We start from the raw sequence: 26,070 nt of genomic DNA, 5'->3' as shown, positions 1-26,070 counted from the left end.
ATGGGGAATTAAGAAGGGGTATTAAAAGGGAATGGGCTGGATAAAAAGCAAGCAAACGCGCCGGCAGCCTTTTTAACCAGTAGTGAATAGCTATGCGTAAATTCATCGAAGTATTACTTTTCATAACAGCAGGTTAGGTATTTTTACTTCCGGCAGCACTTTATGCTGCTTAGGTGGCTAACTTTTAATCGGATCTGCCAGGGGTTGCATTTACCACAGTGAAAATGGTACTTATCTCGCCCCTGTTCTGCAGGTATCAACTCAGACCGCGTCTGAAAATGGGTATGGGAATCATCAGATTTTCATACGAGGCGCTGTTTCTAAACACCCTCTAATTTACCGGGCTTTTTGCTCACTCCCTGTGTGTATTGTCTTCTGCACCTTCGCAGTAGAGAGAAACGGGTTTTGACTGAGGAAATTACGCGTTATGAAAGGTTTTAAAATCAGCCTGGCCTGGCAGATTCTGACAGCCCTGGTGCTTGGCATCGTTGTGGGTGCTGTATTGCATAATCAGCCAGACAATCGTGAATGGTTAGTCGCTAACATTCTCAGTCCTGCAGGCGATATCTTTATTCATCTTATCAAGATGATTGTGGTACCGATTGTGATTTCATCCCTGGTTGTCGGCATCGCTGGCGTGGGTGATGCAAAGAAGCTGGGACGCATCGGCGTCAAAACGATTCTCTACTTTGAAGTGATTACCACCCTTGCCATTGTGGTCGGTATTACGCTGGCCAACGTATTTCAACCCGGCACCGGCATTGATATGTCAACGCTGGCAACGGTGGACATCTCTAAATATGAAGCGACAACGGCAGAGGTACAGGGCGGTCCGCACAGCCTGGTCACCACCATTCTGTCGCTGATCCCGCAGAATATCTTCGCTTCCATGGCGAAGGGCGACATGCTGCCGATTATCTTTTTCTCGGTGCTGTTTGGCTTAGGTCTGTCGTCACTGCCGTCGGAACAGCGCGATCCGCTGGTAAACCTGTTCCGTGGCATTTCTGAAACGATGTTTAAAGTGACGCACATGATCATGCGTTATGCGCCGGTCGGTGTGTTTGCGCTGATTGCGGTGACCATCGCTAACTTCGGATTTGCCTCGCTGTGGCCGCTGGCTAAGCTGGTGCTGCTGGTTTACGCGGCAATTCTGTTCTTCGCTTTTGTGGTGCTGGGCGGAGTCGCGCGCTTCTGTAAGCTGCGGATTACCACGCTGATGCGTATCCTGAAAGATGAGCTGATTCTCTCTTACTCCACCTCCAGCTCAGAAACCGTGTTGCCACGCATCATGGAGAAGATGGAAGCCTACGGCGCACCAAAAGCGATAACCAGCTTCGTGGTGCCGACCGGTTATTCATTCAATCTGGATGGTTCGACGCTGTATCAGAGTATCGCGGCGATCTTTATTGCGCAGCTGTACGGCATTGACCTGTCGCTGACCGATGAGATTGTGCTGGTCCTGACGCTGATGGTGACCTCGAAAGGGATCGCGGGTGTGCCAGGCGTGTCGTTCGTGGTGCTGCTGGCCACGCTGGGCAGCGTCGGTATTCCTCTTGAAGGCCTGGCGTTTATCGCCGGTGTTGACCGCATCATGGATATGGCACGTACTGCGCTGAACGTGGTCGGTAACGCGCTGGCGGTGCTGGTTATTGCCCGCTGGGAAAACCAGTTCGATGCCGAACAGGCAAAAGAGTATGAGCTGCAGTTGCGGACACAGACCGCAAGCTGAGAACAGCGTTAACGTAAAGAGGGGCTCAACGAAAGTTGGGCCCTTTTTGTTTGTATGGCTGAGTTCATACATGGGCGATAATGGAGAAATCAAAGACCCACATTTGTGCCGTTCAGTCGGTCACAAAGGAGGGCTGCGTAAAGTCGGCGTGAACCCATCCCTGGGGCCTCGGCCGCCGCATCCATGCGGCGGACGCTTTACTCCGCTCCCCCTTTGTATCCGCCTTTATGCCAGCTATGCGCTGTATTTTAAGAAAATCAAAAGATCGTATCGAAGGATTTATTTGAGATATAGCACGGATTTTTAAATCTTATCGGCAAGCTCAAGCCCTTTACAAACAGCAATAAAACAGCCTAAGGGAAGAAAAGGTTCACCTGAAGAGTAAAGCGTCCCACCGCCAGGGATGGCGTGGGCCGAGCGTCATGGATGACGAATGCGTCTTTACGATCAGGTGAACCTTTTCTGACTGGCTCTGATCACAAAGCCATTAAGCCCCGAATGCCAGGCACCCTGCTTAAGCTCAACGCTAACCAGCCCAATCCCCCGCAACATGATTCACCCCACATCCATTGAAAAAAGATCTCACTCAATGAATTAATCATTCGTTATGATAGGTAGTAAATTGAATAATTTATTCCTTAGCGGAGCCCGCCATGAAACTCGACCTCAGCCAGATGCTCACCGAAGGCCGCAACCCGGCCAGCCAGAACATTGATGAACTCTCCACCGAAGCGATGCTGCGCGTCATTAATGACGAAGATAAAAAGGTGGCGCTGGCAGTTGAGGCCATCGTGCCGCAAATCGCCACCGCCGTTGACGCCATCTGTGCCGCGTTTCGTGCAGGTGGACGACTGATCTATTGCGGTGCGGGCACCTCCGGGCGGCTGGGCATCCTGGATGCCAGCGAATGCCCGCCTACCTTTGGCACGCCGCGTGAGCAGGTGATTGGCCTGATTGCCGGCGGCCACACCGCAATACTACAGGCGGTTGAAAACGCCGAAGACAACCGGGAACAGGGCGCGCAGGACCTGAAAGATATCCACTTTAGCCGCCATGATGTGCTGGTCGGTATCGCCGCCAGTGGTCGCACACCTTATGTGCTGGGTGCGCTGGTTTACGCGAATGAACTGGGCGCGACCACTGTGGCGCTTAGCTGTAATCCGGGCAGCGCGATGTCACAGGTTGCCGCCATTGCGCTCACACCCGTGGTCGGTCCGGAAGTGGTCACCGGCTCCTCCCGCATGAAAGCGGGCACGGCGCAGAAACTGGTGCTCAACATGCTCACCACCGGATCGATGATCCGCAGCGGAAAAGTCTATGGCAATCTAATGGTCGATGTTGAAGCCACTAACCAGAAACTGGTGCAGCGCCAGGTCAACATCGTCATGCAGGCTACGGATTGTGATGACGCGACTGCTCGTGCGGCGCTGACCGGCTGTGGCGGACACTGCAAAACCGCCATCCTGATGGTACTGGCTGACCTGGACGCCGATGAGGCCAAAGCGCTGCTCAGTCAGCATCAGGGCTTTATCCGTCAGGCGCTACAGGCAGCGGGGGCACGCTGATGGCGAAAATCACCGAGGCACTGTTACGCGACATCCTGCAGGCGGTCGGTGGTGCGCAGAATATCGCGGCCTGTGGTCACTGCATGACACGGCTCCGCCTGACGCTGAATCAGCCAGAACAGGCTGATCTGGCCAGGTTAAAAAGCCTGCCGGGCGTGCTGGGGGTCATCGACAGCGATGCGCAGTTACAGATTGTCGTGGGGCCAGGAAAAGCGCAAAGCGCCGCCGAGGGAATGCAAAGCCTGCTGTCGCAGGGTGATACTGCAATGGCTTCGCAGGGCGAAACGCCCGAGCTTAGCCAGCTGGCAGCGCAGCAGAAGCAGCAGCTAAAGGCGAAACAGACCAGCGGGGTGCATCAGTTCCTGTCGCGCTTCGCCACTATCTTCACGCCGCTAATCCCAGGCTTTATCGGCGCGGGACTGCTGCTGGGATTTGCCACGCTGATTGAACAGAGTCTCCATCTTAATGCGCCCGGCGATCACGCGCCCTGGCTGCTGCACACTGTGGCGTACATGAAGGTGTTCGGCAAAGGGCTGTTCACCTTTCTCAGTATCCTGATCGGCTATAACGCACAGAAAGCCTTTGGCGGCAGCGGCGTAAACGGCGCCATCATCGCCTCGCTGTTTGTGCTCGGCTATGTGCCCACGGCCACCACCGGCTACTACAGCGGTATGGAGAGCTTCTTTGGTCTGACGATAGATCCGCGCGGCAACATTATCGGTGTGCTGATGGCGGCGATTATCGGGGCGTGGATAGAGAAACAGCTGCGCAAAATCATTCCTGACAACCTGGATATGATTCTCACCTCGCTGTTTACGCTGGTGATTACTGGCGCCATTACCTATCTGCTGATTATGCCGCTGGGCGGCGAACTGTTTAAGGGAATGTCGTGGCTGTTTATCCACCTCAATAACAATCCCTTTGGCTGCGCGCTGCTGGCTGGACTGTTCCTGATTGCGGTGATGTTCGGTATTCATCAGGGCTTTATTCCTGTCTATTTTGCGCTGATGGAAACCCAGGGGTTTAACTCGCTGTTTCCGATTCTGGCCATGGCGGGCGCAGGGCAGGTCGGCGCATCACTGGCACTCTGGTGCAAAGCAGAAAAAGGCGCGCTGCTGCGGGCGCAGATCAAAGGTGCAATTGTCCCGGGCCTGCTTGGGGTGGGCGAGCCGCTGATCTATGGTGTCACGCTGCCCCGCCTCAAGCCCTTTATCACCGCCTGTGGCGGCGGAGCACTGGGCGGCTTTTTTATTGGATTGGTAGCGTGGCTGGGTTTGCCAGTGGGGATGAACACGGTATTCGGGCCGTCCGGGCTTGTCACTCTGCCACTGATGACCTCCAGCCAGGGCATCTTCGCCGGGATGGCAGTTTACCTGGCCGGGCTGATCGTCGCATGGACCGGTGGTTTTCTGCTCACCTGGTGGTTTGGCACCCGTAATGTTGACCTCAGTTAAGCCATTGCCGGAATCCTCCAGTCTGGCTAACGGATAAAAACAGATCAAAAGTGTGAAAGCCGCTGCAAAGTGGCTTTTTTCGCGGCAGAAATTAAAACGTATTACTAAAGAGTAGGCGCGGGCATGCCGAAAACATAAAAAAGGGTAATCGTTATTTCTCAGCCCGCCGTTTTCACGCCGCGCCTCAGACTGTTGCGTGCAGGACGTCGGGTCTCCAAGGACTTTTGATGCGTAACAACCAGCCTGTCTCTCAGCGTGAATATCTGTTCGATGATCATGCGACACTGATGTCGACCACCGATCTCAACAGCCATATTACCTACGCCAACGACGCGTTTATCGAAGCAAGCGGATTCACTGCTGACGAGATCAACGGCCAGCCGCATAACATGGTGCGTCACCCCGATATGCCGCCAGAAGCCTTTGCCGATATGTGGGCGACGCTGAAGCAAGGCGAACCCTGGACTGCGCTGGTCAAAAACCGCCGGAAAAACGGCGACCACTACTGGGTGCGTGCCAATGCCATTCCGGTCGTACGCGACGGTAAAGTGCAGGGTTATATGTCCGTGCGCACCAAACCTACGGCAGAAGAGGTGCGTCAGACAGAAGTGCTCTATCAGGATTTTCGTGAAGGCCGCGCCAGAGGGCGACGTTTTCACAAAGGCCTGCTGGTGCTTAGCGGCTGGCGTCGTCCCGCCTCAATCCTGAAGACGCTGCCCCTGCGCTGGCGGATTCGCAGCACGCTGATGGCCTTACTGCCTCTCTCGGTGGCGGGCGTCTGGGCACTGGGCATGACCCACACTGCACTGGCAGGCTTTGCTGCGGGAATGGCTGCGCTGCTTCTGCTCTGCAGTGTGTGGCTGGAGCAGCAGATTTCACGCCCTATTGAGCGGATGTGCAAACAGGCGCTCCGCGTAGCGACCGGTGCCAGCCATCAGGTTGAACAGATGGATCGGGTGGATGAGGTCGGCGTCACGCTACGTGCCATTGGCCAGCTCGGATTGATGTTCCGCTGGCTGGTGGATGATGTCAGCGGCCAGGCGATCAATGTGCTGAGTGCCAGCGATGCCATCGCCCGCAGTAACAACGAACTGAGTCGCCGTACTGAACAGGCTGCAGCTAACGTGCAGCAAACCGCGGCGACCATGAACGAAATGACCGCGACGGTGAAGAGCAACACCGAAACTGCACATGAGGCGAATAGCCTCTCAGCCAGCACCAGTCACGCCGCCAGTAAAGGCGGCGATGTGATGACGGATATGATGGGCATGATGGGCGAAATTGCCGACAGCTCAACGCGTATCGCCAATATAACCAGCGTGATCGACGGCATTGCCTTCCAGACGAACATTCTGGCGTTGAATGCCGCGGTGGAAGCGGCGCGGGCAGGTGAGCAGGGTAAAGGTTTTGCAGTGGTCGCGGGTGAAGTTCGCAGCCTGGCGCAACGCAGCGCTAAAGCCGCCAGCGAGATTAAAATGCTGGTTGAAACCAGCAGCAGCCGGGTTAAATCGGGCAATGAGCATGCCAGCGCGGCGGGCCGGACGATGCAGGATATCGTGTCGCAGGTGCAGAATGTTACTGCTCTGATCGCCCAGATCAGTGCCGCTACGGCGGAACAGGCGACGGCGCTCAGCGAGGTCAGCTCAGCAGTAGAAGATCTCGATGATATCACCCATCAGAACGCTGCCCGCGTGACAGAAAGCGCCGAGGCGTCTGGTCGCATGACCCATCAGGCTAACCGTCTGGTGGAAGCGATCAGCGTCTTTCGCTAAGAAGCCAGAGCCTGCGTGCCGTCGCGTCCGGCACGCAGCGCGCCAGGCGACTGACCAACGATCCGCTTAAACGCGCGACTGAACGCCGCAATCGAGCCGTAGCCGAGATGATAGGCCACGGCTTCCACCGCTTCCCCATTGTTCACAATCCGCTGCACCGCCAGCCGCATCCGCAACTCCGTAAGATAACGCAGCGGCGCCATACCGGTGGCATTGAGAAAACGTCCGGCAAACACCGAGCGCGAACAGCCTGCCACGCTGGCCAGTCGCGCTACCGTCCAGTTTTCGCCCGGCTCCCGATGCATCGCGGCAATCGCCTGACTCAGACGCGGGTCGCGCATTGCCTGCACCAGCCCGCTACTCTGGCCGCAGCCGTTTTCTACCCAGCCGCGCACAATCAGCGCGGCAACGACATCCGCCAGACGCGACAGAATGCCGGCAAACCCCGCCTGACGCGTGCGTGACTCCCGCTCCATTGCGGCCAGGATCGGCTGAATCTCCGGATACTGCGACAGCAGAGTGCTCACCAGCATCACATCCGGCATGGTATTGATCAGTGGCTGCATGCCGCCAAGCTCAAACGCCATGCAGGCGCTGAACAGCAGTACGCTGTGCTCGTCCTCACCAGCATCTTCCGGGGCGGCGATGGCGCAGACGCTGTCGCAGAGCGGCTTGCTCACCATGTTTTTAATGCACTGGCAGTCCGCCTCCTCACTGGAGATCAGGCTGTGTGGTTTACCGTGCGGCACCAGCAGCGCATCGCCGCTGTTGAGCTGGAACACCTCGCCGGAGGCGCTGCGCACCAGCAGTGAGCCACGCCCGACAAAGTGGAACTGCGCCCGGCCCGGTGCGTGCTCGTAGCGCAACCCGAATGGTGCGCTTACCGCGATGCGCTGGTAGTTCACGCCATACAGGCGCATCCCCATCAGTAGTTCACTGGTCAGATCTCCATAGTGGCTCATGTGATTCCAGACGAATTATCAAAAATGAAGGTGTAAGCATCATAGATCGTCCTGATGCGACGCTCTATGCTCACACTCACTTTTTTTATCTTCCGGAGAAGCAGCATGAGTCTGACAACCGAAGTGGCTGATGAGGTTTCCTCGCCGACCCGTCCCGCGTGGGGTGCGGTATTTGCCATGGCATTTGGGGTGTTCAGCCTCATCACCGCCGAATTTTTACCTGTGAGTCTGTTAACGCCTATGGCGCACAGTCTCGGTGTATCCGAAGGGCAGGCGGGACAGACCGTCACCATTACTGCACTGGTCGCGCTGTTTACCAGCCTGGTGACCGGCAGTGTCACGCGGCGAATTGACCGCCGTATTGTGATGCTGGTTTTTTCACTGTTGCTGATCGCCTCTGCGCTGATGGTGGCTTTTGCGGCTGACCTGACGGTAATCCTGCTGGCGCGGGTGCTGCTGGGTATGGCCATTGGTGGCTTCTGGACACTTTCAACCGCGATCACTATGCGGCTGGTGCCTAGCGATCAGGTGCCACGTGCACTCTCTATTGTGTTTAGTGGTATCTCGCTGGCGACAATTATCGCTACGCCGCTTGGCAGCTATCTCGGTGGACTGGTCGGCTGGCGCAACATCTTTATGCTGACCGCCGGGCTGGGGGCGGTGGCGCTGTTGTGGCAATTCTTTACGCTGCCCGCCATGCCGGCAGAGAACAAAGCCCGCAACGGCGGGGTGCTGGCACTGCTGCGTATCGATGTGATGCGGTGGGGCATGCTGGCCGTGATCATGATGTTTACCGGCCACTTCGCCTTCTTTACTTATCTGCGTCCGTTCCTGGAAGGCGTAGCACTGCTCAACCTTAATCAGCTGTCGCTGGCGCTGCTGGCCTTTGGCGTGGCGAACTTCTTCGGTACCTCGCTGGCCGGTTATCTGGTCACCCGCAGTGTGTCGCTGACGCTGAGTGGCATGGCGCTGTTAATGAGTATCACTGCGCTGCTGCTGGTGAGCTTTGGTGATGTCAGCTGGCTGGTCGGCGCGGGCGTGGCAATTTGGGGGATGGCGTTTGGTTCGATGCCAACCGGCTGGTCTACCTGGATTTCACGCGCGGTGCCGGATGATGCGGAATCGGGCGGCGGTTTACTGGTCGCCACTATTCAGCTGGCGATTACCGTTGGTGCGGCGACAGGCGGCTGGATGTTTGACCTGCGCGGTGCAGGCGGTGTGTTTGTTGCCAGCGGCGTACTGATGCTGCTGGCTGCGCTAACTATCTTCAGCCGGGTAAGGCATCACGGATAATTCTCTGAAGGCAGCGTGTTATGCTGCCTTTTTTATTGAATCTGGATTATTAACCTTTTGAGTGATAACTGTGCGAAATGTGCTTTTTATCATCAGTTTTATTGAATGAGTTAAGCAAAACCCTCCGCTTTTTACTGATCAACTTCAGGGCTAATATATCTATCAACAAGGCAGCACGCCTTACCTGATAAAAATTAACCGAGGAATTGACCATGAAATCTATCAAAACTTTTGCAGCTGTTATCGCCCTTTCTGTTCTGCCATTCGCCAGCTTCGCTCAATCTGTGACCGCTGTCGACTCTACGCTGGACGGTGCTGAAGCGAAAATCGCTGCAAAGGCTCAGGAAGCTGGTGCTTCATATAAAATCACTGAAGCCTACACCAACAATGGTGTTCACATGACTGCTGAGCTTCTGAAATAAGCTGCACTTTACCCTCTGATGCTGACAGGACGCCTTCGGGCGTCCTGGCGGCGTTGTGTGGTGATGAACGTGTTTAATGCAGCCAAAACCTGTAAACGAAAAAGCCACTCTGACGAGTGGCTTTTTTATGTCAAAAAACGGCAATCCTCACCCGTTACACGTCTTCCGATGCCTCGCGCATCATCTCATCGTGCGGCACATCATCCAGAATCTGCTCAAAGCTGCGCAGACGCTTGTAGATCGACATCAGTTCGATCAGCGTTGACCAGGAGGCGATCAGATACTGGAACGAGCCGCGTACCTGATCAAACACGTTGGTGATCTGGTTAAGTAAGCCCAGCGTAATCGTGCCCGCGACAATCGACGGGAACAGCAGGAACAGACCAAACACATTATCGACCTGCAGATAGAGAATGCGGGTGATATTGAAATAGAGATAATGGAAGTAGAGTCGGAAGTAGTTAACCCGTACCCGACTGAACAGCTCCTGCACCGTTTGTGGCCCGGCGCGATCGGCATTGTCTTCGCCGTAAACCAGCTCTTTACGGTAGGCGGCTTCAACCCGCTGATTGCGGAACTCCAGCCCCGGCAGCTTAATCCCGACCAGCGCCAGCAACCCGGTGCCGAATACGGACCAGAGCACAGCGGCAATCACCAGCGCGTAAGGAATATTGCCGAGGATCGGAATATCTTTCACATGATGTGACAGCGCGACCAGCACCGGCAAAAACGCGACCAGCGTCATAATCGCCTGAATAAAACTCACACCCCAGTTTTCCAGCGTGGTCGCAAACCGCATGGTGTCTTCCTGCACACGCTGTGCAGCACCTTCGACATGACGCAGGCGCTGCCAGTTGTGCATGTAGTAATTATTCATGGCCGTACGCCAGCGGAAAACCCAGTGGCTGATAAAGAAGGAGTTGAGTACGCCAATCACCACCGCGATTAATGCGATGCCGAGAAAAGAGATAACCTCATGGTAAAACTCTGCAATCTGCACCGATCCCGCTTTGGTCAGCGCTTTCTGAATCAGATCGTAGAACGGGCCATACCAGGCATTAATGGCGACACCTACCTGCACGCCAAACCAGGTGACAAAGATGATCAGCGCAGAACCCCACACAGACCAGCGCCGCCAGGGATGCGGGTCAATAAGCCGCCAGGCCCCGGCAAAAATAGCTACCATTATCCAGTAATAGAGATAAAACCAGAGCTGACTGACGGCAATAAAACGCGCCGCCGTCGTTGGGAGGGGCTGCTTCATTGCTGTTTCAAAAGTGGGCCAGATGCCTGGAAGATGGGCGGCAAAGCCGAACCAGGCAAAAATCGCTAATAAGCTCCAGACAGCCGCAGAGCTGAAAAACAGCGCTGGCCGCGGAAAAAAAGACTTAAACATAGGTACTCCGCTATTGTGTATTGTCTTTTATAACGTTTTGACGTGTCGCTGTCTGTAGTCTGTTGTTTCTGCTCATGACAGGAAGAAGATAGATGTTAATGAAATTGTGCGATTTTGTTTCTTTGAACTAAATCTTTGTGAATGGCAGTGATACAATATGCAGGTTTGTTACCGGTAACAAGCAGGCGCCACGCCTGTATCTGCTGATAAAAACCATTACAACGCAACCACCACTTTTTCATACCGCCAGTGAGTGCGGGAATGAGGCAATGTCATGTCAGAACAAAAAAAGGGTCATTCACGCAGGGATTTTTTGCTGAAGACAATTACCCTGGCGCCTGCGATGGCGGTAGGCTCCACCGCAATGGGCGCGCTCTCCCTTCCGCTGGCCGCGCAGGCGGCTGAAACCCCGGCCGCACCGCAGCAGGCACGTGATTACCAGCCGAACTGGTTTACCGCCGAAGAGTTTGCCTTTATTACCGCCGCCGTGGCACGCCTGATTCCCAGCGATGAACGCGGACCGGGTGCGCTGGAAGCGGGCGTGCCGGAATTTATCGATCGTCAAATGAATACGCCGTATGCCACGGGATCGAACTGGTACATGCAGGGGCCGTTTAATCCTGACCTGCCGAAAGAGCTGGGCTATCAGCTGCCGCTGGTGCCACAGCAGATTTACCGCCTTGGTCTGGCCGATGCGGATAATTACAGCAAAAAGCAGCACGGCAAGGTCTTTGCTCAGCTCAGCGGTGAGCAGCAGGATGCCTTATTGCAGGCGATGGAGAGTGGCAGCGCGGAATTCAGCCAGCTGCCGGCAAAAGTCTTCTTCAGCTTCCTGCTGCAGAACACCCGTGAAGGCTTCTTTAGCGATCCTATCCACGGTGGGAATCAGGGCATGGTCGGCTGGAAGCTGATCAACTTCCCTGGCGCTCGCGCCGACTTTATGGATTGGGTAGAACGCGGCGAACGGTATCCGTTCCCGTCAGTGTCGATTCGCGGAGAGAGAAGCTAAGCATGGCAAATGAAATGAAAAAAGTGGATGCGGTCATTGTCGGCTTTGGCTGGGCAGGCGCGATTATGGCGAAAGAGCTGACTGAAGCGGGCCTTAACGTACTGGCGCTGGAGCGCGGGCCGCATCGTGATACCTATCCCGATGGATCCTATCCGCAGTCCATTGATGAGCTGACCTATAACGTCCGCAAAAAGCTCTTCCAGGACCTCTCCAAAAGCACCGTGACGATTCGTCATGACGCTTCTCAGACGGCGGTACCTTATCGCCAGCTGGCGGCATTTTTGCCCGGCACCGGTACCGGTGGCGCAGGCCTGCACTGGTCAGGCGTCCATTTCCGTGTTGATCCCGTTGAACTGCGGATGCGCAGCCATTACGAAGAGCGCTACGGTAAGAACTTCATCCCGGAAGGCATGACGATTCAGGATTTTGGCGTCAGCTACGATGAACTGGAGCCGTTCTTCGACAAGGCGGAAAAAGTCTTTGGCACCTCAGGCAGCGCCTGGAGTATCAAAGGTAAAGTGGTCGGCAAAGATAAAGGCGGTAACCCGTTTGCGCCCGATCGCTCAGACAACTTCCCGCTGCCCGCGCAGAAGCGTACTTACTCGGCGCAGTTGTTTGCTCAGGCGGCAGAGTCTGTGGGTTATCATCCTTATGATCTGCCCTCCGCCAATACGTCAGGTCCGTACACTAATACCTATGGCGCGCAGATGGGGCCGTGCAACTTCTGCGGTTACTGCAGCGGCTACGCCTGCTACATGTATTCCAAAGCGTCGCCGAACGTTAATATCCTGCCCGCGCTGCGTCAGGAGCCGAAGTTTGAGCTGCGCAACAACTCCTATGTACTGCGGGTCAATCTCAGCGATGACAAAACGCGTGCCACCGGCGTGACCTATGTGGATGGACAGGGCCGTGAGCAGGTTCAGCCCGCAGATCTGGTCATCCTTTCCGCCTTCCAGTTCCACAATGTGCATCTGATGCTGCTGTCGGGCATTGGCAAACCGTACAATCCGATTACCAACGAAGGCACTGTGGGCCGTAACTTCGCCTATCAGAACCTCTCTACGCTCAAGGCGCTGTTTGATAAAAACACCACCACCAATCCGTTTATCGGTGCGGGTGGTGCAGGCGTCGCGGTGGATGATTTCAACGCGGATAACTTCGACCATGGGCCACTGGGCTTTGTCGGCGGTTCGCCATTCTGGGTCAACCAGGCGGGCACCAAACCGATCTCCGGCCTGCCAGTGCCAGCGGGTACGCCTAACTGGGGCAGCAAATGGAAAGCGGCGGTAGCGGATACCTACACGCATCACCTGTCGATGGATGCGCATGGCGCTCACCAGTCCTATCGCGCCAATTACCTCGATCTCGATCCTAACTACAAGGATGCCTATGGGCAGCCGCTGCTGCGCATGACCTTTGACTGGCAGGATAACGACATCAAAATGGCGCAGTTTATGGTCGGTAAGATGCGCAAGATTGCTGAAGCGATGAATCCGAAGATGATCATCGGCGGCGCGAAAAAGCCGGGTACCCATTTTGACTCCACGGTTTATCAGACCACCCATATCAGCGGCGGGGCGATCATGGGCGACGATCCCAAAACCAGTGCGGTTAACCGTTATCTGCAAAGCTGGGATGTGCCGAATGTATTTGTTCCAGGCGCATCCGCCTTCCCGCAGGGACTGGGTTACAACCCGACCGGCATGGTGGCGGCGCTGACTTACTGGTCAGCCAAAGCGATTCGCGAACACTACCTGAAAAACCCCGGCCCACTGGTGCAGGCATAAGGATATGGCGATGAAAAATAGCATTCTGGCTCTGATTCTTGGCTCCCTGACGTTTGCCGCACTGGCGGAGAGCAACCAGGACGATCTGGTTAAACGGGGTGAGTATCTGGCGCGTGCCGGTGACTGTGTTGCCTGCCACACCAGCAAAGGCGGCGCGGCGTTTGCCGGTGGTCTGCCGATGGCGACACCCATTGGCACCATCTACTCCACCAACATTACGCCCGATCGCGACACCGGCATTGGTGAATACAGCTATGACGACTTCCAGAAAGCGGTGCGTCACGGCGTAGCGAAAAACGGCGATACGCTCTATCCGGCGATGCCATATCCCTCCTACGCCGTGGTCAGCGATGAAGACATGAAGGCGCTTTACGCTTACTTCATGCATGGCGTTGCGGCGGTTAAGCAGCCAAATCGGGAGAGCGACATCCCCTGGCCGCTATCGATGCGCTGGCCGCTGGCGGTCTGGCGCGGGATTTTTGCGCCCGACGTGAAAGCATTCCAGCCTGCAGCAGAGGAAGATCCGGTGCTGGCACGCGGTCGCTATCTGGTTGAAGGACTGGGCCACTGCGGGGCCTGTCATACACCGCGTAGCATCACCATGCAGGAGAAGGCGCTGACTAACGAAGAGGGCAGCGACTATCTGGCGGGCAGCAGTGCTCCTATTGATGGCTGGACCGCCAGCAACCTGCGCGGCGATAACCGCGATGGGCTGGGGCGCTGGAGCGAAGACGATCTGCGTCAGTTCCTGCGTTATGGCCGCAACGATCAGACTGCCGCGTTCGGTGGCATGACCGATGTGGTGGAACACAGTCTGCAGCACCTGAGCGAGTCTGATATCACGGCAATTGCGCGCTATCTGAAGTCACTGGGTGCGAAAGATCCCCATCAGGCAGCGTTCAGCGTGGATGATGCCACGGCAAAAGCGCTGTGGCGTGGCGATGACAGCCAGACGGGTGCTGCAACCTACGTTGACAGCTGCGCGGCATGTCATAAAACCGATGGCAGTGGCTATAAACGCTTCTATCCAGCGCTGCGCGGTAATCCGGTCGTTCTGGCGGATGATCCCACCTCCCTGATCCATATCGTGCTGGTGGGCGGGCAGTTGCCTGGCGTCAATGGCGCGCCGTCGACCATTACCATGCCAGCATTTGGCTGGCGTCTGAACGATCAGCAGGTGGCGGACGTGGTTAACTTCGTGCGCAACAGCTGGGGCAACACGGCGTCAAAACAGGTCAGCGCGAAACAGGTCGCTGAGCTGCGTAAAGATGAGAAAGATCGGCTGGGCAGTGCGGATATCAGCGTACTGGAAGGTAAATAACCGGCAGTAACAGAGGCCGTCATCAACAGGATGACGGCCTTTTTTTAAATATTCTCCAGATCGATTCCGCGCGTTTTCGGCCCGTAAATCCCGACCGACAGCATCACCATCACCATGCTCAGCACGATAAAGGTAATCACGCCTGGCGTGCCGGCATACTGCAATATCACCCCAATCAGAATACTGCTGAAGACCGTAGAAAGGCGGCTGAAGGAGTAGCAGAAGCCGACTGCCCGCGCGCGGATATGGGTCGGGAAGATCTCGGTCTGATAGGCGTGGAAGCTGAAGGTCAGCCAGGCGTTGGACCAGGTGATCAGGAAGCCGCAGAGAATCAGCAGCACCGGCTGTGTCTGGAAGGCGAACAGCGTGCCGAACACCACCGTCATCAGCGACGACAGGACGATCTGCCACTTATTCTCCAGCTTGTCAGCGTAGCGGCTGCAGATCAGCGAACCGAGCGGATAGGCCAGCGTGATGAAGAAGGCATAAAGCAAACTGTGCGTCACCGTGGCACCGTTGCCTGACAGCAGCGAAGGCAGCCAGTTACCAAAGCCGAAAAAGCCGATCGCCTGGAAAAAGTTCATCACCACCAGCATCAGGGTGCGCTTGCGGTAAGCGGGTGACCATATCTCGCTGAAACGCCCTCGTTTTGGCAGCTGCCCTGCAGCGTCATCGGGCTGAACAGCGGGGCCAGCCGGAATACCACAGCGCTGCTCCATCGTGGACAATACCTGATGCGCCTCCTGATGACGGCCCTGCTGCGCCAGCCAGCGTGCCGACTCCGGCAGATTTCTGCGCACCAGCCAGATCACCAGTGAACAGACCGCGCCTGCGATCACTACCCAGCGCCAGCCTTCAAGACTGAGCAGCGTTTGCGGAATCAGCCACCAGGACATCAGCGCCACGGCGGGTACCGACAAAAACTGCACGAAAAAAGAGAAGGCAAAGGCGCGGCTGCGAAGATGGGTCGGCACCCACTCCGACAGATAGGTGTCAATGGTCACCAGCTCGACGCCCAGCCCGATCCCCACCAGGAATCGGAACAGAATAATCATCTCCGCACTCTGCTGGAACGCCATCAGCAGTGAAAACAGCCCATACCACAGCAGCGCACACATAAAGGTCAGACGGCGACCAAAGCGGTCAGCGTAGGGCGCCAGCAGGCTGGCACCGAAAAACAGGCCGAGAAAAGTGGCCGAGGCGAATGCCGCCTGATCGGAGAAGCCCAGCACGCCTGCCGCGCCGGTGTGAAATACGCCTGCGGATAGCAGGCCGGTGCTGATATAGCCGGTTTCAAACAGGTCATAAAGCTCAAAAAAACCGCCCAGCGCCAGCAGCGTAATAAAGCGCCACAAACCGGTGGAGGAGGGCAGCGCATCAACTCGTGCGGCTAAGCTGTTGCGGGCCGCCGATGAAGCGTGCAGTGGCGGCAGGCTGGTGGAGGTAGTGGTCATTTCAGCATGAACCTCAGGCAGTGTGGAGACGACTCGCAGCCGGTCAGATAAGGACTAACAGAGTTAACCGTTAGCAAGCGAAGAAATAGCAGAATAATCAATTCATCCGCCGTTGCCGAGCGGGGTATTGCTGACGATTTAGCAATGTACGTTGCAGGTTTTGCCATCTGTGGCGCACGTACTCCGGCAGCGACGACTGGAGCAGCATCTGCATGCCGCAAATACCGGTCTGTCTCTCAGCCCGGTCACGTGAGGGCAGGTCCGCATGGATGCAAATGGCGTCCTTGCGCTAGCATAGTCCCGCTTTGTGACACTTTCTTCACGGACGCGGAAAAAGCTGAGCTGAAGAAGCAGACCCAATTACGGAAAGATGAGGTTAACGTGAGTTTTTTTGACGAGCTGAAAGCATCGCTGGAAGAAGCTGTTGAGATCAAAAACGGCGTCCGGGTGCCTGGTCGTGTTACGCGCTATACGGTGGCCGATGTGAAGGCTATTCGGGCACTCAACCCATGCCCCGATATCCCCCAGCCGGAAAAGAGAGAAAGCGCCACCGATAATGCCTGCATCGGTGGCACTGAGACTTAAGGCAGTTTCGGCCAGACACCCGGCCCAATTGGCAGACCCAGCAGATACCACACCATCAGCAGCGCTATCCAGCTGATAAAGAACACCAGCGGATAGGGGAAAATCAGCACGTAATAGGTGCCGAGCTGCGCATCTTTCTGATAACGCTGCAAAAAGGCCAGGAACAGCGGCAGGAAGGGCGACATGGGTGCCAGCGGCAGTACGGCGGAGTCAGCGATGCGGAAAATCATCTGAGCGAAGGCGGGATGAAAGCCGAGCAGCATAAACATCGGCACAAAGACCGGCGCCAGAATTGACCAGATTGCTGAGCCGCTGGCGATAAACATACAGAGAAACGCCGACAGGAACATCAGGCCCAGAAAGGCGGGCGCGCCGCTGACGCCTGCGCTTTCCAGCACATCGGTCAGCCCGATTGCCATGAATTTTCCCATGTTGCTCCAGTTGAAGAACGCCACGAACTGCGACAGCGGAAACACCATCACAATAAAGCCCGCCATGCCCTTCATCGGATCGACCAGCAGCTGCGGGATATCATCCGGACGGCGGATCTGCCGTGTCACCACGCCGTAAGCAATCGCCACCACAAAGAAGAACAGAATGATGATGGGCACAATGCCCTGAATAAAAGGCGAAGGAATGATGGCGCCGGTGGTGGGATTGCGTAGCGGTGCATTTTCGGGCACCACCAGCAACGCCATCAGGGCGATAAACAGCAGCGCGGCGATCCCGGCGGCCCGCAAACCGCGGTTCTCCAGAGGGGTCAGTGCCGCCAGCTTCTCACCGTTGCCCTGCCACTTCGGCAGGCGCGGCTCGACGAATTTATCAGTGAGCAGCGCGCCCACTATCGTCAGCACAATCACCGAGGTCGCCATAAAGAACCAGTTGTCGATGACGCTGACATGCACCGTGTCGCTGACGGCTTTAGCCGCTTCGGTGCTGATGCCCGAGAGCAGCACATCGGTGGTGACAATCAGCAGATTGGCGGTAAAGCCAGAGGCGACGCCGGCAATGGCCGCCAGCAGGCCTGCAACCGGATGACGGCCCACTGCCAGGAAGATCAGCGCACCGAGTGGCGGCATCACCACCAGCGCAGCATCCGAGGAAATATGGCTGAAGAAGGCGATAAACAGCACCATATAGCTGGCGTAACGACGGCTGACGCGCGACGCCATCTTCACCATCAGTGACTGTAGCAGGCCGACTTTTTCCGCCAGACCGGCACCAATCACCAGCGCCAGAATCGATCCCAGCGGGGTGAAGCTGCTGAAGTTTTTGATGATATTGGGCAGGATCCACTGAATGCCTGCGACGCTCAGCAGGTTGTTCACCCGCACCATTTCACCGTTACTGGGGTTCTTTACCGCCAGATCCAGTGCGCTGATAATGGCGGTTGCCACCATCAGCACCACGATCAAATAAACAAACAGTAAGAACGGGTTGGGCACTTTATTGCCCACACGCTCGATCCAGCTGAAGAGCCTGCCGGGGCTTCGGTTCTCGGATGTTGCTTCCATGGTATGGGTTCTCGTCTTGTGTTTCCCCTATCGGCGCAGGCCCGGTCTGGCGTCGGTCATGGTATATGACCGACGGTGAGTTCAGAGTCGGCTCCGCTGAAGCAGGGATGTGTTTGCACTATTTTTATAGTGGTCCGTGTCAGAGACACGGCCGGTGGCTCATTCGGCCAGTTTTGTTGGTGTGATCCCCGCCGGGATCGGACAGATATAAGGCTGCGCGGCGCGCACCCGTTCAAACTCGGCCCGGCAGCCAGCCAGCGCCTGCGGATCCGTTAGCAGTGTTAACACCGTGGCCGCCATCACTTTGCCTGCCAGAAACATTCCCTTATGCCCGATAGTGGTGCGGCCCTGCGCCACCAGTTGCCAGGTGTGCAGCGGCGTGCCGAAGGTAAAACAGGGCGCAAAGCACTGTGCGGTCGGCGTCACCCAGCTGACATCGCCGACATCGGTGGAGCCATACAGCAGCTCACGCGTAACCGCATAGGGCGCGACCTCATCCATGAACAGCTTATTGCCCAGTTGCGCAGCCCAGGCATGACCGGCTTCGCCACCCGTACGGGCGGCATTGAGCCGGGCGTTGCGCAGATCGTCATCGGTCAGAGTGGCACGCAGTTCCGCCGCAAACGCGCGCTCTTCGTCGCTGTAGTCGGGCAAACCAAACTGATGCAAATAGCGCTCCATGACCGCTTCAAGTGCACGATTAGGCACGTAGTCTGAACAGGCTTTGTCAAAACGCACGGTCAGCGTGGTGTCGGTCATCAGTGCAGCGCCCCTGGCGATGTTAATCACCCGTTCGTAGATCGCCTGCGCCTGCGGCAGTTCCGGGGCGCGAATCAGGTAAAGCACCTCTGCATCGGCCTGCACCACATTCGGTGAAACGCCACCGCTATTGGTGATGGCGTAGTGCAGACGCGCTTCCTGCACGATATGCTCGCGCAGAAAGTTGGCACCGGTATTCATCAGCGTGACGGCATCCAGCGCGCTGCGGCCCAGGTGGGGAGAGTTGGCCGCGTGCGCCGCGATGCCTTTAAAGCTGAACGCCGCCTGGATATTGGCGAGCGTGCGCAAATTGAACATGCCGCTGAAGCCTTCAGGATGCCAGGTCACCGCGGCATCAACGTCGTCAAACAGCCCTTCGCGCACCATAAAAGTTTTGCCCGATCCGCCTTCTTCGCCAGGGCAACCGTAAAAGCGAATCGTGCCGCCCGTGTGATGCTGTTCCATCCAGGCTTTTACGGCGCACACCGCGGCTACACCTGCTGTACCGAGCAGGTTGTGGCCGCAGCCGTGTCCGTTGCCGTTAGCCTCCAGCGGCTGCGGCCGTGCACAGCCCGACTGCTGGCTCAGACCAGCCAGCGCATCGAACTCGCCGAGGATAGCGAGCACCGGCTTGCCGCTGCCCACGCTGGCGATAAAGGCGGTGTCAATGCCACCCACACCGCGTTTCACAGTGAATCCTTCTTTTTCCAGCGCGTCAGCCAGCAGAGCAGAGGATCGGGTCTCGGCAAAACGGGTTTCCGGCGTGTCCCAGATAGCGTCACTGAGCGTGCTGAAGCGGAGCTGATGGCGATCGATATACCCGGCAATAAATGCTTCAATCATCGTGATCCTCCGAACTGTGCCTGATTCAGCGCCAGCGTTGCCAGCAACGTGATGGCGTCTGGCATGACCCGCTCATCAAAGTCGAATTTCGCATTGTGGTGACCCGCCGCCAGTTCACAGCCAAAAATGACGTAAGAGGCCTGGCCGCCACGCTGCTTTACGCGCTCCATCATGTAAGTGGCATCTTCCGAACCTGCCGCCTGCGCTTTACGATCGACCACAGAGTCGAATATGCCGAGTGCATCTGCCTGCTGATGGATAAAATCGACCCACGGCTGCGTCGGGGTACAGCTGCGTGCAGCACCCATTAATGAAACCTGCTGCTCAACGCCATACATCGCGGCTGCACCGGCAATCACCCGCAGCGCCTGCTGATAAATATCGTCATTAACCTGATTAGTGACGCCACGGGTTTCGACTTTCAGCAGGGCGCAGTCGGCCACCACATTGCGGCCGGTTCCTGCCTGCAGTACGCCAACGTTAACCCGCGCCACGCCGCCGCTGTGCTGGGTTAAGCCATGCAGCGCCAGCGTCGCCTGTGCGGCAGCCAGCAGGGCGTTGCGGCCCTCTTCCGGGCGACCGCCCGCATGGGCACCGACGCCGGTGAAGTGAACATCCAGCTTGGTAGTAGCGAGGAAGCTGTCGCTGCCGCATACCACTTCGCCTGCCGGCACGCCGGTACCGATGTGAATCGCAGTAAAACGATCAACGTCATCGACTGCGCCTGCCGCGACCATCGCTTTGGCACCGCGCACACCCTCTTCGGCGGGCTGGAAGATCAGTTTAATTGTGCCGCTGAGTTCATCTTTCATTGCCATCAGCACGGAAGCGAGGCCCAGACCAATGGTGGTATGACCGTCATGGGCGCAGGCGTGCATCATGCCGGCGTTGCAGGAGGCGAAACCTTCACGCTGTGGCAGATGATCGTCGGCCTGGCTTTCATTGAGATCCAGTGCATCCATATCGACGCGAAAGCCCATCACCGGACCGGGGCGACCGGTCTCAAGTGTCGCCACAATGCCGCAGAATCCGCCGGAGAAGTGGCTGATCCACTGCGGTAGCGCGCCCTGCTGTAACGCGCGCGCCTCCTGCTGCTTCAGTACGGCTTCGTCAGGTAAGCCCATCCGCGCATCGGCGTCGATCACTTCACGACCCAGCTTCAGTTGATAACCGAGCTTATGCAGTTCTTCTGCGACTAACGTCGCGGTGCGGAACTCCAGCCAGCCCGATTCGGCGTAGTGATGGAAGTCGCGACGCCACTGTTGCAGCTTTGGCAGCAGGGCGCAGACGTGCTCTGAAAGGGGTCTCATCGGCTCTCTCCTCGTTGTTGATTTTTTATGCACTGCATCGAATCTACACAATGGAGTTGGGCGGCATAAGATGCGAATATCTTGTGACTGATAAACAACGGTTATCGCAAAACTATGTCTGCTAATCTCAAACTTCATCAGCTGCGCGCTTTCACTGACGTGGCTCGACAGGGCAGTATCCGGGCCGCAAGCCGACTTTCCGGGCTGTCGCAACCGGCGTTAACCAAAGCGATTCAGGAGCTGGAGCGCGAGTTGGGGGCAAAGCTGTTTATCCGCCGTCAGCAGGGTGTCGTGCTGACCGATATCGGTGATAACTTTTTTCGTCATGCCAGCCTGGTACTGGCAGAGCTGCGGGTCGCCGAAGAGGATATCCAGCAGCGATTGGGGCTGGGCGGCGGTCAGGTGAATATTGGCGTGGGTGGCAGCGTGGCGCGCACCATTATGCCGCAGGTGATAAACCAGTTTCATCGCGAATACCCGCTCGTGAAGGTGCGCATTGTTGAAGGCCAGCTGGTCTCAATGGTGCATGAGCTGCGTCAGGGGGCGCTTGATTTCACTATCAATACGTATGACCAGAGCCATCTCGATCAGGAGCTGATGTATGAGCGGGTAATGGAACGCGAGTACAAAGTGGTGGTGCGCAAAGGCCATCCGCTGGAGAAAGCACGTTCTCTGGCAGAATTACAGCAGGCAGACTGGACGATGCCAACCCCGAAAGGCAGTTACTATCGCTTGCTGCACGATCTGTTTGGCGAGCGCGGCATGGCACCTAAAATCGTGGTGACCTGTGAAACCTTTATGGCCTGCACCAGCCCGGTGGCACAAAGTGATTTCATCAGTATTCTGTCAGTCGACGTGATTGACGATCCCATTCTGGGCCGTTCGCTGGTGGCACTGTCGCTCGACGACCCTTTGCCGAAAGCGATCTTCTATCTGATTCAGCGCAAAGACACGACGCTGACCCCAATGAGCAGTTATATGGCACAACTCTTTCGCCGTTATTGTCAGTAAAATCAGTACGTAAAGTCGATCGTCTACACTGTTAAGGTACTGAAAAAATCCAACCGACAAATAGAGGTTACGATGCAAGTTAGTCCTTATCTGTTTCTCTATGGCCGTTGTGAAGAGGCTATCGACTTTTACCTGCAGGCAACCGGTGGAGAGTTACTCTCTAAAATGAAATTCGGTGACATGCCGGATCAGGGTGAGCAGGTTGGCGATGAGTCCGCAGCGCCACAGCCGCCAGAAAAGATCATGCATGCGCAATTACGCATTGGTGACGGTGAGCTGATGCTCAGCGATGGCAATACCGAACAGCCGCCAGCGTCAGAACATGCGGGTTACGCGGTCAGCCTTTCTACCCATGATGTTGAAAAGGGCAAAGCCTGGTTTGAGAAATTATCGGCAGGCGGCAAAGTGACGACGCCGTGGCAGGAGACGTTCTGGTCGAACGGATTCGCGATGTTCATTGATAAATTCAACATTCCATGGCGCATCAATGTTGAGAAGCCGCAGAATTAAATGCGGGGCAGATGCAGCGCTTATCTGACTGGCCTGCATCTGAAAAGCTGACGCTGGTCCATTATGTCCTGGGCCAGCTCACCGACTAAACGGGCGGTTGTTGCAACCGCCCGCTGTTATCAGAAGTTATAACCCGCCACCAGGTAGTAACCCCAGCCGGTCGATTTCACTTCAAACGGACCCTTGCCGAAGTTCAGCTCCTGGCCATCCGCCCACTGTCCGCCGTTGTGGAAGTAACGCGCCACCGCAGAGAAGTGCCAGTGATCGTAACCTAGGGACAGAATGTGGCTGGAGGCAATAGAGTTGCTGGTGCGTGATGAGCCGCCTTTCTCATTGAGATCGGAACCCCAGTCGAAGTTAGTGAAGCCCACATAGCCCAGATTACCGCCCCACAGCGTGGTGATTGGCACGAAGTATTTCACCTTAAAGCGATAGCCGTCCCAGCTGTTTTCGTTCGCCGCGCCGTAGTTTTCCCACTGATATTTGGCATAGACGTTCAGCGACAGGCCAACATCGCTATGGGTATCGATATCGGTGCCCAGACCCATATACCAGGTGTTCTGGCGGTTATCGCTGTTGCGGCCCATGTCGTAAATGTAGTTGTTGGCGAAATACCACTCTTTGAACGGGCCAAAGGCCAGGCTGGTGCCGGTCAGTTTGTCGATAGAGAAGCGTGGTTCAATCTCCATAAACATCGGTGAACCGTGGTCGAACACGCCGTTGGCATTGCTGTTACCCACGCCGAAGAAGTTAGGCACGTCGAGATAGCCGTAGAAATCAAACCAGTCTTTCTTCGCAAACGCTTCATATTCCAGATAAACGTCGTTGTTAAACTGCGGTCCGAAACGCGTGTGGTAGCTGCCTACCACGTTTACGCTCTGATGCCACCAGTCGGAGACATACTGCGGATCGCTTTCCGCTGCCTGCGCAGCACCACTCAATGAACATGCCAGCACGGCACCTGCTATCAACGTTTTATATTTCATTATTATCAGCCACATGCTTTTGACCGCCGCACAGCAGACGCAGTCAGAGAAAAATCGGTCCCTTGATGGGAATGAGGGTTTCACAGCAAATAACAGCCAGTTCTTCAGCCCGCGTAGCGTGCCTGTAACAGATCGATAGAAAATAGATTTTGCTCACGTTTGTCAAAAAGTGTTGCATTACAATTCAGCTAAAATGTGATGAACTTCACAATAACGGCGTGGATCGAACGGAACCAGGCAACCGTTTACGTTGTCTGGTTCGTGATCAAACAGCGGGAATCAGGGAAGTGTAACGCGAACCTGCAAACCACAAATTGCACCCTTTGGCGAGAGGCAATTGGAAAGGGCGACGTGAATCTGATGCTTTTGAGCGACGTTGCGTACAATGGACAATCCCAGCCCGCTACCCTGGGCTTTAACGTCAGGCGAACGGGTGAAGCGATCAAATGCGCGCTCGATAAAGGATTCCGGCATGCCCGGCCCGTTATCCACAATATCGACCACTGTCTTTCCGGCAACCCGATGCAGCAGCACATCGACCAGACTGCCTTCCGGCGTGTGTAGCATGGCGTTACCAATCAGATTATCGAACAGGCTGCGCAGCTCGGAACGGCTGGCCTGCAGACGGTACTGCGTGGAGCCATTAAAGCCGATATCGATGCCGCGCTTATCCGCCACGACCATCAGCTGCTCAATGCTCTCTTTCAGCAGATCTTCCAGTTCGATATGCTCAACGCTGGCGACCACGCTCTGGTCATCCTGGCGTGAGACATTGAGTAATTGCGTGACCAGGTGACGGGTACGTGTCACGCCCGCTTCCAGCTGGCTGAACTGCCGGCTCGCTTCGCCTGGCTGAATATGCTGACGCAGGTTTTCCAGCTGTAACGTCACGGCCGTTACCGGCGTGCGCAGTTCATGAGCGGCATCTTCCAGGAACTGACGCTGTGACGACCAGGCCTCACGCAGTTTACTCAGCAGCGAGTTATAGGCGGCCACCAGCGGCAGGATCTCATCCGGCAAGCCTTCGGGTGAGACGTTGTGCGGATGATGGGTCTCCTGCGCCGCAATCTGACGCGAAGCGACCTGCAGATCACGGGTGATCTTGCGTACGACCAGCCAGATCACCAGCAGCGACAGCGGCATCATCAGGATCATCGGAATGATCGCCGACAGCGCCCGCTTGACCATCAATGCCTTCATGTAGCTGAGGTTGTGCATCACCTGAATGGTTTTAATCTCACTGCCAGGCAAGCCGGGCCGGGTATAGATGCGCCATTCACAGTCGTCGCACTGACCGATATGGACGTCGCGATAGCCACGCTGGTTTTGCAGCGGGGCCTGCAGCTCTGGCCATGAGCTGGCGCGCAACTGACCCTGATCGTCCCATAGCTGCACCACAAAGGCGCTTTTCGCCTTGTCAGGCGCAATAAGCATCGGCATCAGGGCGGGCATCTGTTTATTGGTGGACCAGGCATCCGCGATTTTGGCCAGCTGATCGTCCTTCATGGTGCCGACCATATCGCCGTAGCAGCTGAAGAAATACCAGGTGACGCCACCGATCATCAGCAGATGAATAATCAGCAGCGTAGAGAGTAATTTGTTGCGCAGTGAGCGCATAAAGCGAAAAGGTTTCATATTGCCGGCACCCGCCAGCCCAGACCGCGCACGTTGCGGATCACGTCGTTATCCAGCTTGCGGCGCATCCCGTGGATCAACACATCCACCGCGTTGCTGCTGACTTCATCGCCCCAGCCATAGATACGGTTTTCCAGCTGTTCGCGTGACAGAATAGCGCCCGGCCGCTCCAGCAGGGCGTAGAGCAGGGCATATTCGCGCGCCGTAAGCTGCTCACGCTGGCCTTTGTAGAGTACTTCGCGGGTCATCATATCCAGCTGTACATCGCCGCTACCCAGCACCGAGTCGGCTGCGCCGTGGCTGCGTCGGGTAATGGCGCGCATCCGGGCCATGACTTCCTGTAAATCGAACGGTTTAAGCAGATAGTCGTCAGCGCCGCTGTCGAGTCCCTGAATCCGCTGCGCCACCGTGTCGCGTGCAGTAAGAATGAGTACTGGCGTCGCGTCGCCGCGCCCACGCGCCCGGCGCAGGACCTGCAGGCCATCATCCCGTGGTAAGCCGAGATCGAGCAGCACGCAGCTGTAGCCGCCTTCGCTCCAGGCGTTCTGGGCATAGACGCCATCGCGCACCCAATCCACCGACCAGCCCGCGCCCTGCAGTGCCTGCTGCAGGTTAGCGCCGATCATTTCATCATCTTCAACCAGTAACACGCGCATGGCTGATCTCCTTCATAAAGATAAGAGAGAGTTTACTCACTAATTGTTAGGCCAGAATTATCCTTCCGCCGTCATACTTCGCACTGTGGCGGCGTTG

The 26,070-nt window shown here is 56.4% G+C and carries 20 protein-coding genes and 1 pseudogene; 12 read left to right on the top strand and 9 right to left on the bottom strand.

Annotated elements, in window-relative coordinates; all coding sequences use genetic code 11:
* Positions 1-427 precede the first annotated feature (427 nt).
* From gltP to P2R09_RS19200, 4 genes are all read left to right on the top strand, one after another.
* Positions 428-1,729 (top strand): glutamate/aspartate:proton symporter GltP, encoded by a 1,302-nt coding sequence (gene gltP, locus P2R09_RS19215; protein ID WP_039660663.1) that lies wholly within the window; start codon positions 428-430, stop codon positions 1,727-1,729.
* Between the two features lie 653 nt (positions 1,730-2,382).
* The gene (gene murQ / locus P2R09_RS19210; RefSeq protein WP_275772015.1) at positions 2,383-3,294 is read left to right on the top strand and encodes an N-acetylmuramic acid 6-phosphate etherase; all 912 of its coding nucleotides are present in this window, start codon (positions 2,383-2,385) and stop codon (positions 3,292-3,294) included.
* On the top strand, positions 3,294-4,748 hold the full coding sequence (gene murP, locus P2R09_RS19205) for a PTS N-acetylmuramic acid transporter subunit IIBC (RefSeq protein ID WP_275772013.1): 1,455 nt from the start codon (positions 3,294-3,296) through the stop codon (positions 4,746-4,748). The genes murQ and murP overlap by 1 nt, the downstream gene beginning before the upstream one ends.
* A 227-nt stretch (positions 4,749-4,975) precedes the next feature.
* Positions 4,976-6,520, top strand: coding sequence for a PAS domain-containing methyl-accepting chemotaxis protein (locus P2R09_RS19200; protein ID WP_275772011.1), 1,545 nt, complete (start codon positions 4,976-4,978; stop codon positions 6,518-6,520).
* On the opposite strand, the gene P2R09_RS19195 is transcribed toward P2R09_RS19200, so the two are convergent.
* A complete protein-coding gene (locus P2R09_RS19195; RefSeq protein ID WP_275772009.1) occupies positions 6,517-7,482 on the bottom strand; it encodes an AraC family transcriptional regulator in 966 nt (321 codons plus the stop codon). The genes P2R09_RS19200 and P2R09_RS19195 overlap by 4 nt on opposite strands.
* A 105-nt stretch (positions 7,483-7,587) precedes the next feature.
* Here P2R09_RS19195 and P2R09_RS19190 point away from each other — a divergent pair, with 105 nt between their 5' ends.
* Complete coding sequence (locus P2R09_RS19190) at positions 7,588-8,775, top strand: MFS transporter (protein WP_275772007.1); 1,188 nt, start codon at positions 7,588-7,590, stop codon at positions 8,773-8,775.
* Between the two features lie 212 nt (positions 8,776-8,987).
* Entirely contained in the window at positions 8,988-9,197 is a 210-nt protein-coding gene (locus tag P2R09_RS19185; protein ID WP_275772005.1) for a DUF1471 domain-containing protein, read from the top strand.
* A 154-nt stretch (positions 9,198-9,351) separates the two neighbouring features.
* On the opposite strand, the gene sbmA is transcribed toward P2R09_RS19185, so the two are convergent.
* The gene (gene sbmA, locus P2R09_RS19180) at positions 9,352-10,593 is read right to left on the bottom strand and encodes a peptide antibiotic transporter SbmA (protein WP_275772003.1); all 1,242 of its coding nucleotides are present in this window, start codon (positions 10,591-10,593) and stop codon (positions 9,352-9,354) included.
* Positions 10,594-10,867: 274 nt separating this feature from the next.
* Here sbmA and P2R09_RS19175 point away from each other — a divergent pair, with 274 nt between their 5' ends.
* The 3 genes from P2R09_RS19175 to P2R09_RS19165 are packed head-to-tail and all read left to right on the top strand — an operon-like array spanning position 10,868 to position 14,710.
* Positions 10,868-11,602 (top strand): gluconate 2-dehydrogenase subunit 3 family protein, encoded by a 735-nt coding sequence (locus P2R09_RS19175; protein ID WP_008926626.1) that lies wholly within the window; start codon positions 10,868-10,870, stop codon positions 11,600-11,602.
* A 2-nt stretch (positions 11,603-11,604) separates the two neighbouring features.
* Positions 11,605-13,389: a GMC family oxidoreductase gene (locus P2R09_RS19170; protein WP_275772001.1), complete on the top strand. Its 1,785-nt coding sequence runs from the start codon at positions 11,605-11,607 to the stop codon at positions 13,387-13,389.
* Between the two features lie 10 nt (positions 13,390-13,399).
* Complete coding sequence (locus P2R09_RS19165) at positions 13,400-14,710, top strand: cytochrome c (RefSeq protein WP_140916103.1); 1,311 nt, start codon at positions 13,400-13,402, stop codon at positions 14,708-14,710.
* 44 nt (positions 14,711-14,754) lie between these two features.
* Here the strand turns inward: P2R09_RS19165 and P2R09_RS19160 are convergent, their stop codons facing one another.
* Complete coding sequence (locus tag P2R09_RS19160) at positions 14,755-16,164, bottom strand: MFS transporter (protein WP_275771998.1); 1,410 nt, start codon at positions 16,162-16,164, stop codon at positions 14,755-14,757.
* 381 nt (positions 16,165-16,545) lie between these two features.
* Between P2R09_RS19160 and nadS the strand changes: the two are divergent.
* Positions 16,546-16,665: pseudogene (nadS, locus tag P2R09_RS19155) on the top strand (NadS family protein); the annotation flags it as partial.
* A gap of 80 nt (positions 16,666-16,745) precedes the next feature.
* On the opposite strand, the gene abgT reads toward nadS, so the two are convergent.
* The 3 genes from abgT to P2R09_RS19140 form a co-directional block, all read right to left on the bottom strand.
* The gene (abgT, locus tag P2R09_RS19150) at positions 16,746-18,263 is read right to left on the bottom strand and encodes a p-aminobenzoyl-glutamate transporter (protein WP_275771996.1); all 1,518 of its coding nucleotides are present in this window, start codon (positions 18,261-18,263) and stop codon (positions 16,746-16,748) included.
* Positions 18,264-18,422: 159 nt separating this feature from the next.
* Positions 18,423-19,865, bottom strand: a complete 1,443-nt coding sequence (locus P2R09_RS19145; protein ID WP_275771994.1) for a M20 family metallopeptidase — start codon at positions 19,863-19,865, stop codon at positions 18,423-18,425.
* Positions 19,862-21,175 carry an amidohydrolase gene (locus P2R09_RS19140; RefSeq protein WP_275771992.1) on the bottom strand — a complete coding sequence of 438 codons (1,314 nt, stop codon included), beginning with the start codon at positions 21,173-21,175 and terminating at the stop codon, positions 19,862-19,864. Before P2R09_RS19140 ends, P2R09_RS19145 begins: the two co-directional genes overlap by 4 nt.
* A gap of 114 nt (positions 21,176-21,289) precedes the next feature.
* Here P2R09_RS19140 and P2R09_RS19135 point away from each other — a divergent pair, with 114 nt between their 5' ends.
* Positions 21,290-22,186: a LysR family transcriptional regulator gene (locus P2R09_RS19135; RefSeq protein WP_275771989.1), complete on the top strand. Its 897-nt coding sequence runs from the start codon at positions 21,290-21,292 to the stop codon at positions 22,184-22,186.
* A gap of 72 nt (positions 22,187-22,258) precedes the next feature.
* Complete coding sequence (gene yjdN / locus P2R09_RS19130; protein ID WP_003855690.1) at positions 22,259-22,696, top strand: VOC family metalloprotein YjdN; 438 nt, start codon at positions 22,259-22,261, stop codon at positions 22,694-22,696.
* A gap of 119 nt (positions 22,697-22,815) precedes the next feature.
* On the opposite strand, the gene P2R09_RS19125 is transcribed toward yjdN, so the two are convergent.
* The 3 genes from P2R09_RS19125 to P2R09_RS19115 form a co-directional block, all read right to left on the bottom strand.
* A complete protein-coding gene (locus tag P2R09_RS19125; protein ID WP_061061391.1) occupies positions 22,816-23,682 on the bottom strand; it encodes a nucleoside-specific channel-forming protein Tsx in 867 nt (288 codons plus the stop codon).
* 279 nt (positions 23,683-23,961) lie between these two features.
* On the bottom strand, positions 23,962-25,317 hold the full coding sequence (locus P2R09_RS19120) for an ATP-binding protein (RefSeq protein WP_275771986.1): 1,356 nt from the start codon (positions 25,315-25,317) through the stop codon (positions 23,962-23,964).
* Positions 25,314-25,973, bottom strand: coding sequence for a response regulator (locus P2R09_RS19115; RefSeq protein ID WP_003855687.1), 660 nt, complete (start codon positions 25,971-25,973; stop codon positions 25,314-25,316). Before P2R09_RS19115 ends, P2R09_RS19120 begins: the two co-directional genes overlap by 4 nt.
* Positions 25,974-26,070: the final 97 nt, after the last annotated feature.

The organism is Pantoea sp. Cr_R13 (assembly GCF_029222565.1).
GTDB classification, from domain to species: domain Bacteria; phylum Pseudomonadota; class Gammaproteobacteria; order Enterobacterales; family Enterobacteriaceae; genus Pantoea; species Pantoea eucalypti.
Note: the sequence above shows the minus strand (reverse complement) of the source record. Positions and strands in the feature narration are given on the sequence as shown.

Coding starts and splice junctions, on each gene's coding strand:
- gltP (WP_039660663.1), top strand. CDS start 428: ATGAAAGGTTTTAAAATCAGCCTGGCCTGGCAGATTCTGACAGCCCTG.
- murQ (WP_275772015.1), top strand. CDS start 2,383: ATGAAACTCGACCTCAGCCAGATGCTCACCGAAGGCCGCAACCCGGCC.
- murP (WP_275772013.1), top strand. CDS start 3,294: ATGGCGAAAATCACCGAGGCACTGTTACGCGACATCCTGCAGGCGGTC.
- P2R09_RS19200 (WP_275772011.1), top strand. CDS start 4,976: ATGCGTAACAACCAGCCTGTCTCTCAGCGTGAATATCTGTTCGATGAT.
- P2R09_RS19195 (WP_275772009.1), bottom strand. CDS start 7,482: ATGAGCCACTATGGAGATCTGACCAGTGAACTACTGATGGGGATGCGC.
- P2R09_RS19190 (WP_275772007.1), top strand. CDS start 7,588: ATGAGTCTGACAACCGAAGTGGCTGATGAGGTTTCCTCGCCGACCCGT.
- P2R09_RS19185 (WP_275772005.1), top strand. CDS start 8,988: ATGAAATCTATCAAAACTTTTGCAGCTGTTATCGCCCTTTCTGTTCTG.
- sbmA (WP_275772003.1), bottom strand. CDS start 10,593: ATGTTTAAGTCTTTTTTTCCGCGGCCAGCGCTGTTTTTCAGCTCTGCG.
- P2R09_RS19175 (WP_008926626.1), top strand. CDS start 10,868: ATGTCAGAACAAAAAAAGGGTCATTCACGCAGGGATTTTTTGCTGAAG.
- P2R09_RS19170 (WP_275772001.1), top strand. CDS start 11,605: ATGGCAAATGAAATGAAAAAAGTGGATGCGGTCATTGTCGGCTTTGGC.
- P2R09_RS19165 (WP_140916103.1), top strand. CDS start 13,400: ATGAAAAATAGCATTCTGGCTCTGATTCTTGGCTCCCTGACGTTTGCC.
- P2R09_RS19160 (WP_275771998.1), bottom strand. CDS start 16,164: ATGACCACTACCTCCACCAGCCTGCCGCCACTGCACGCTTCATCGGCG.
- abgT (WP_275771996.1), bottom strand. CDS start 18,263: ATGGAAGCAACATCCGAGAACCGAAGCCCCGGCAGGCTCTTCAGCTGG.
- P2R09_RS19145 (WP_275771994.1), bottom strand. CDS start 19,865: ATGATTGAAGCATTTATTGCCGGGTATATCGATCGCCATCAGCTCCGC.
- P2R09_RS19140 (WP_275771992.1), bottom strand. CDS start 21,175: ATGAGACCCCTTTCAGAGCACGTCTGCGCCCTGCTGCCAAAGCTGCAA.
- P2R09_RS19135 (WP_275771989.1), top strand. CDS start 21,290: ATGTCTGCTAATCTCAAACTTCATCAGCTGCGCGCTTTCACTGACGTG.
- yjdN (WP_003855690.1), top strand. CDS start 22,259: ATGCAAGTTAGTCCTTATCTGTTTCTCTATGGCCGTTGTGAAGAGGCT.
- P2R09_RS19125 (WP_061061391.1), bottom strand. CDS start 23,682: ATGAAATATAAAACGTTGATAGCAGGTGCCGTGCTGGCATGTTCATTG.
- P2R09_RS19120 (WP_275771986.1), bottom strand. CDS start 25,317: ATGAAACCTTTTCGCTTTATGCGCTCACTGCGCAACAAATTACTCTCT.
- P2R09_RS19115 (WP_003855687.1), bottom strand. CDS start 25,973: ATGCGCGTGTTACTGGTTGAAGATGATGAAATGATCGGCGCTAACCTG.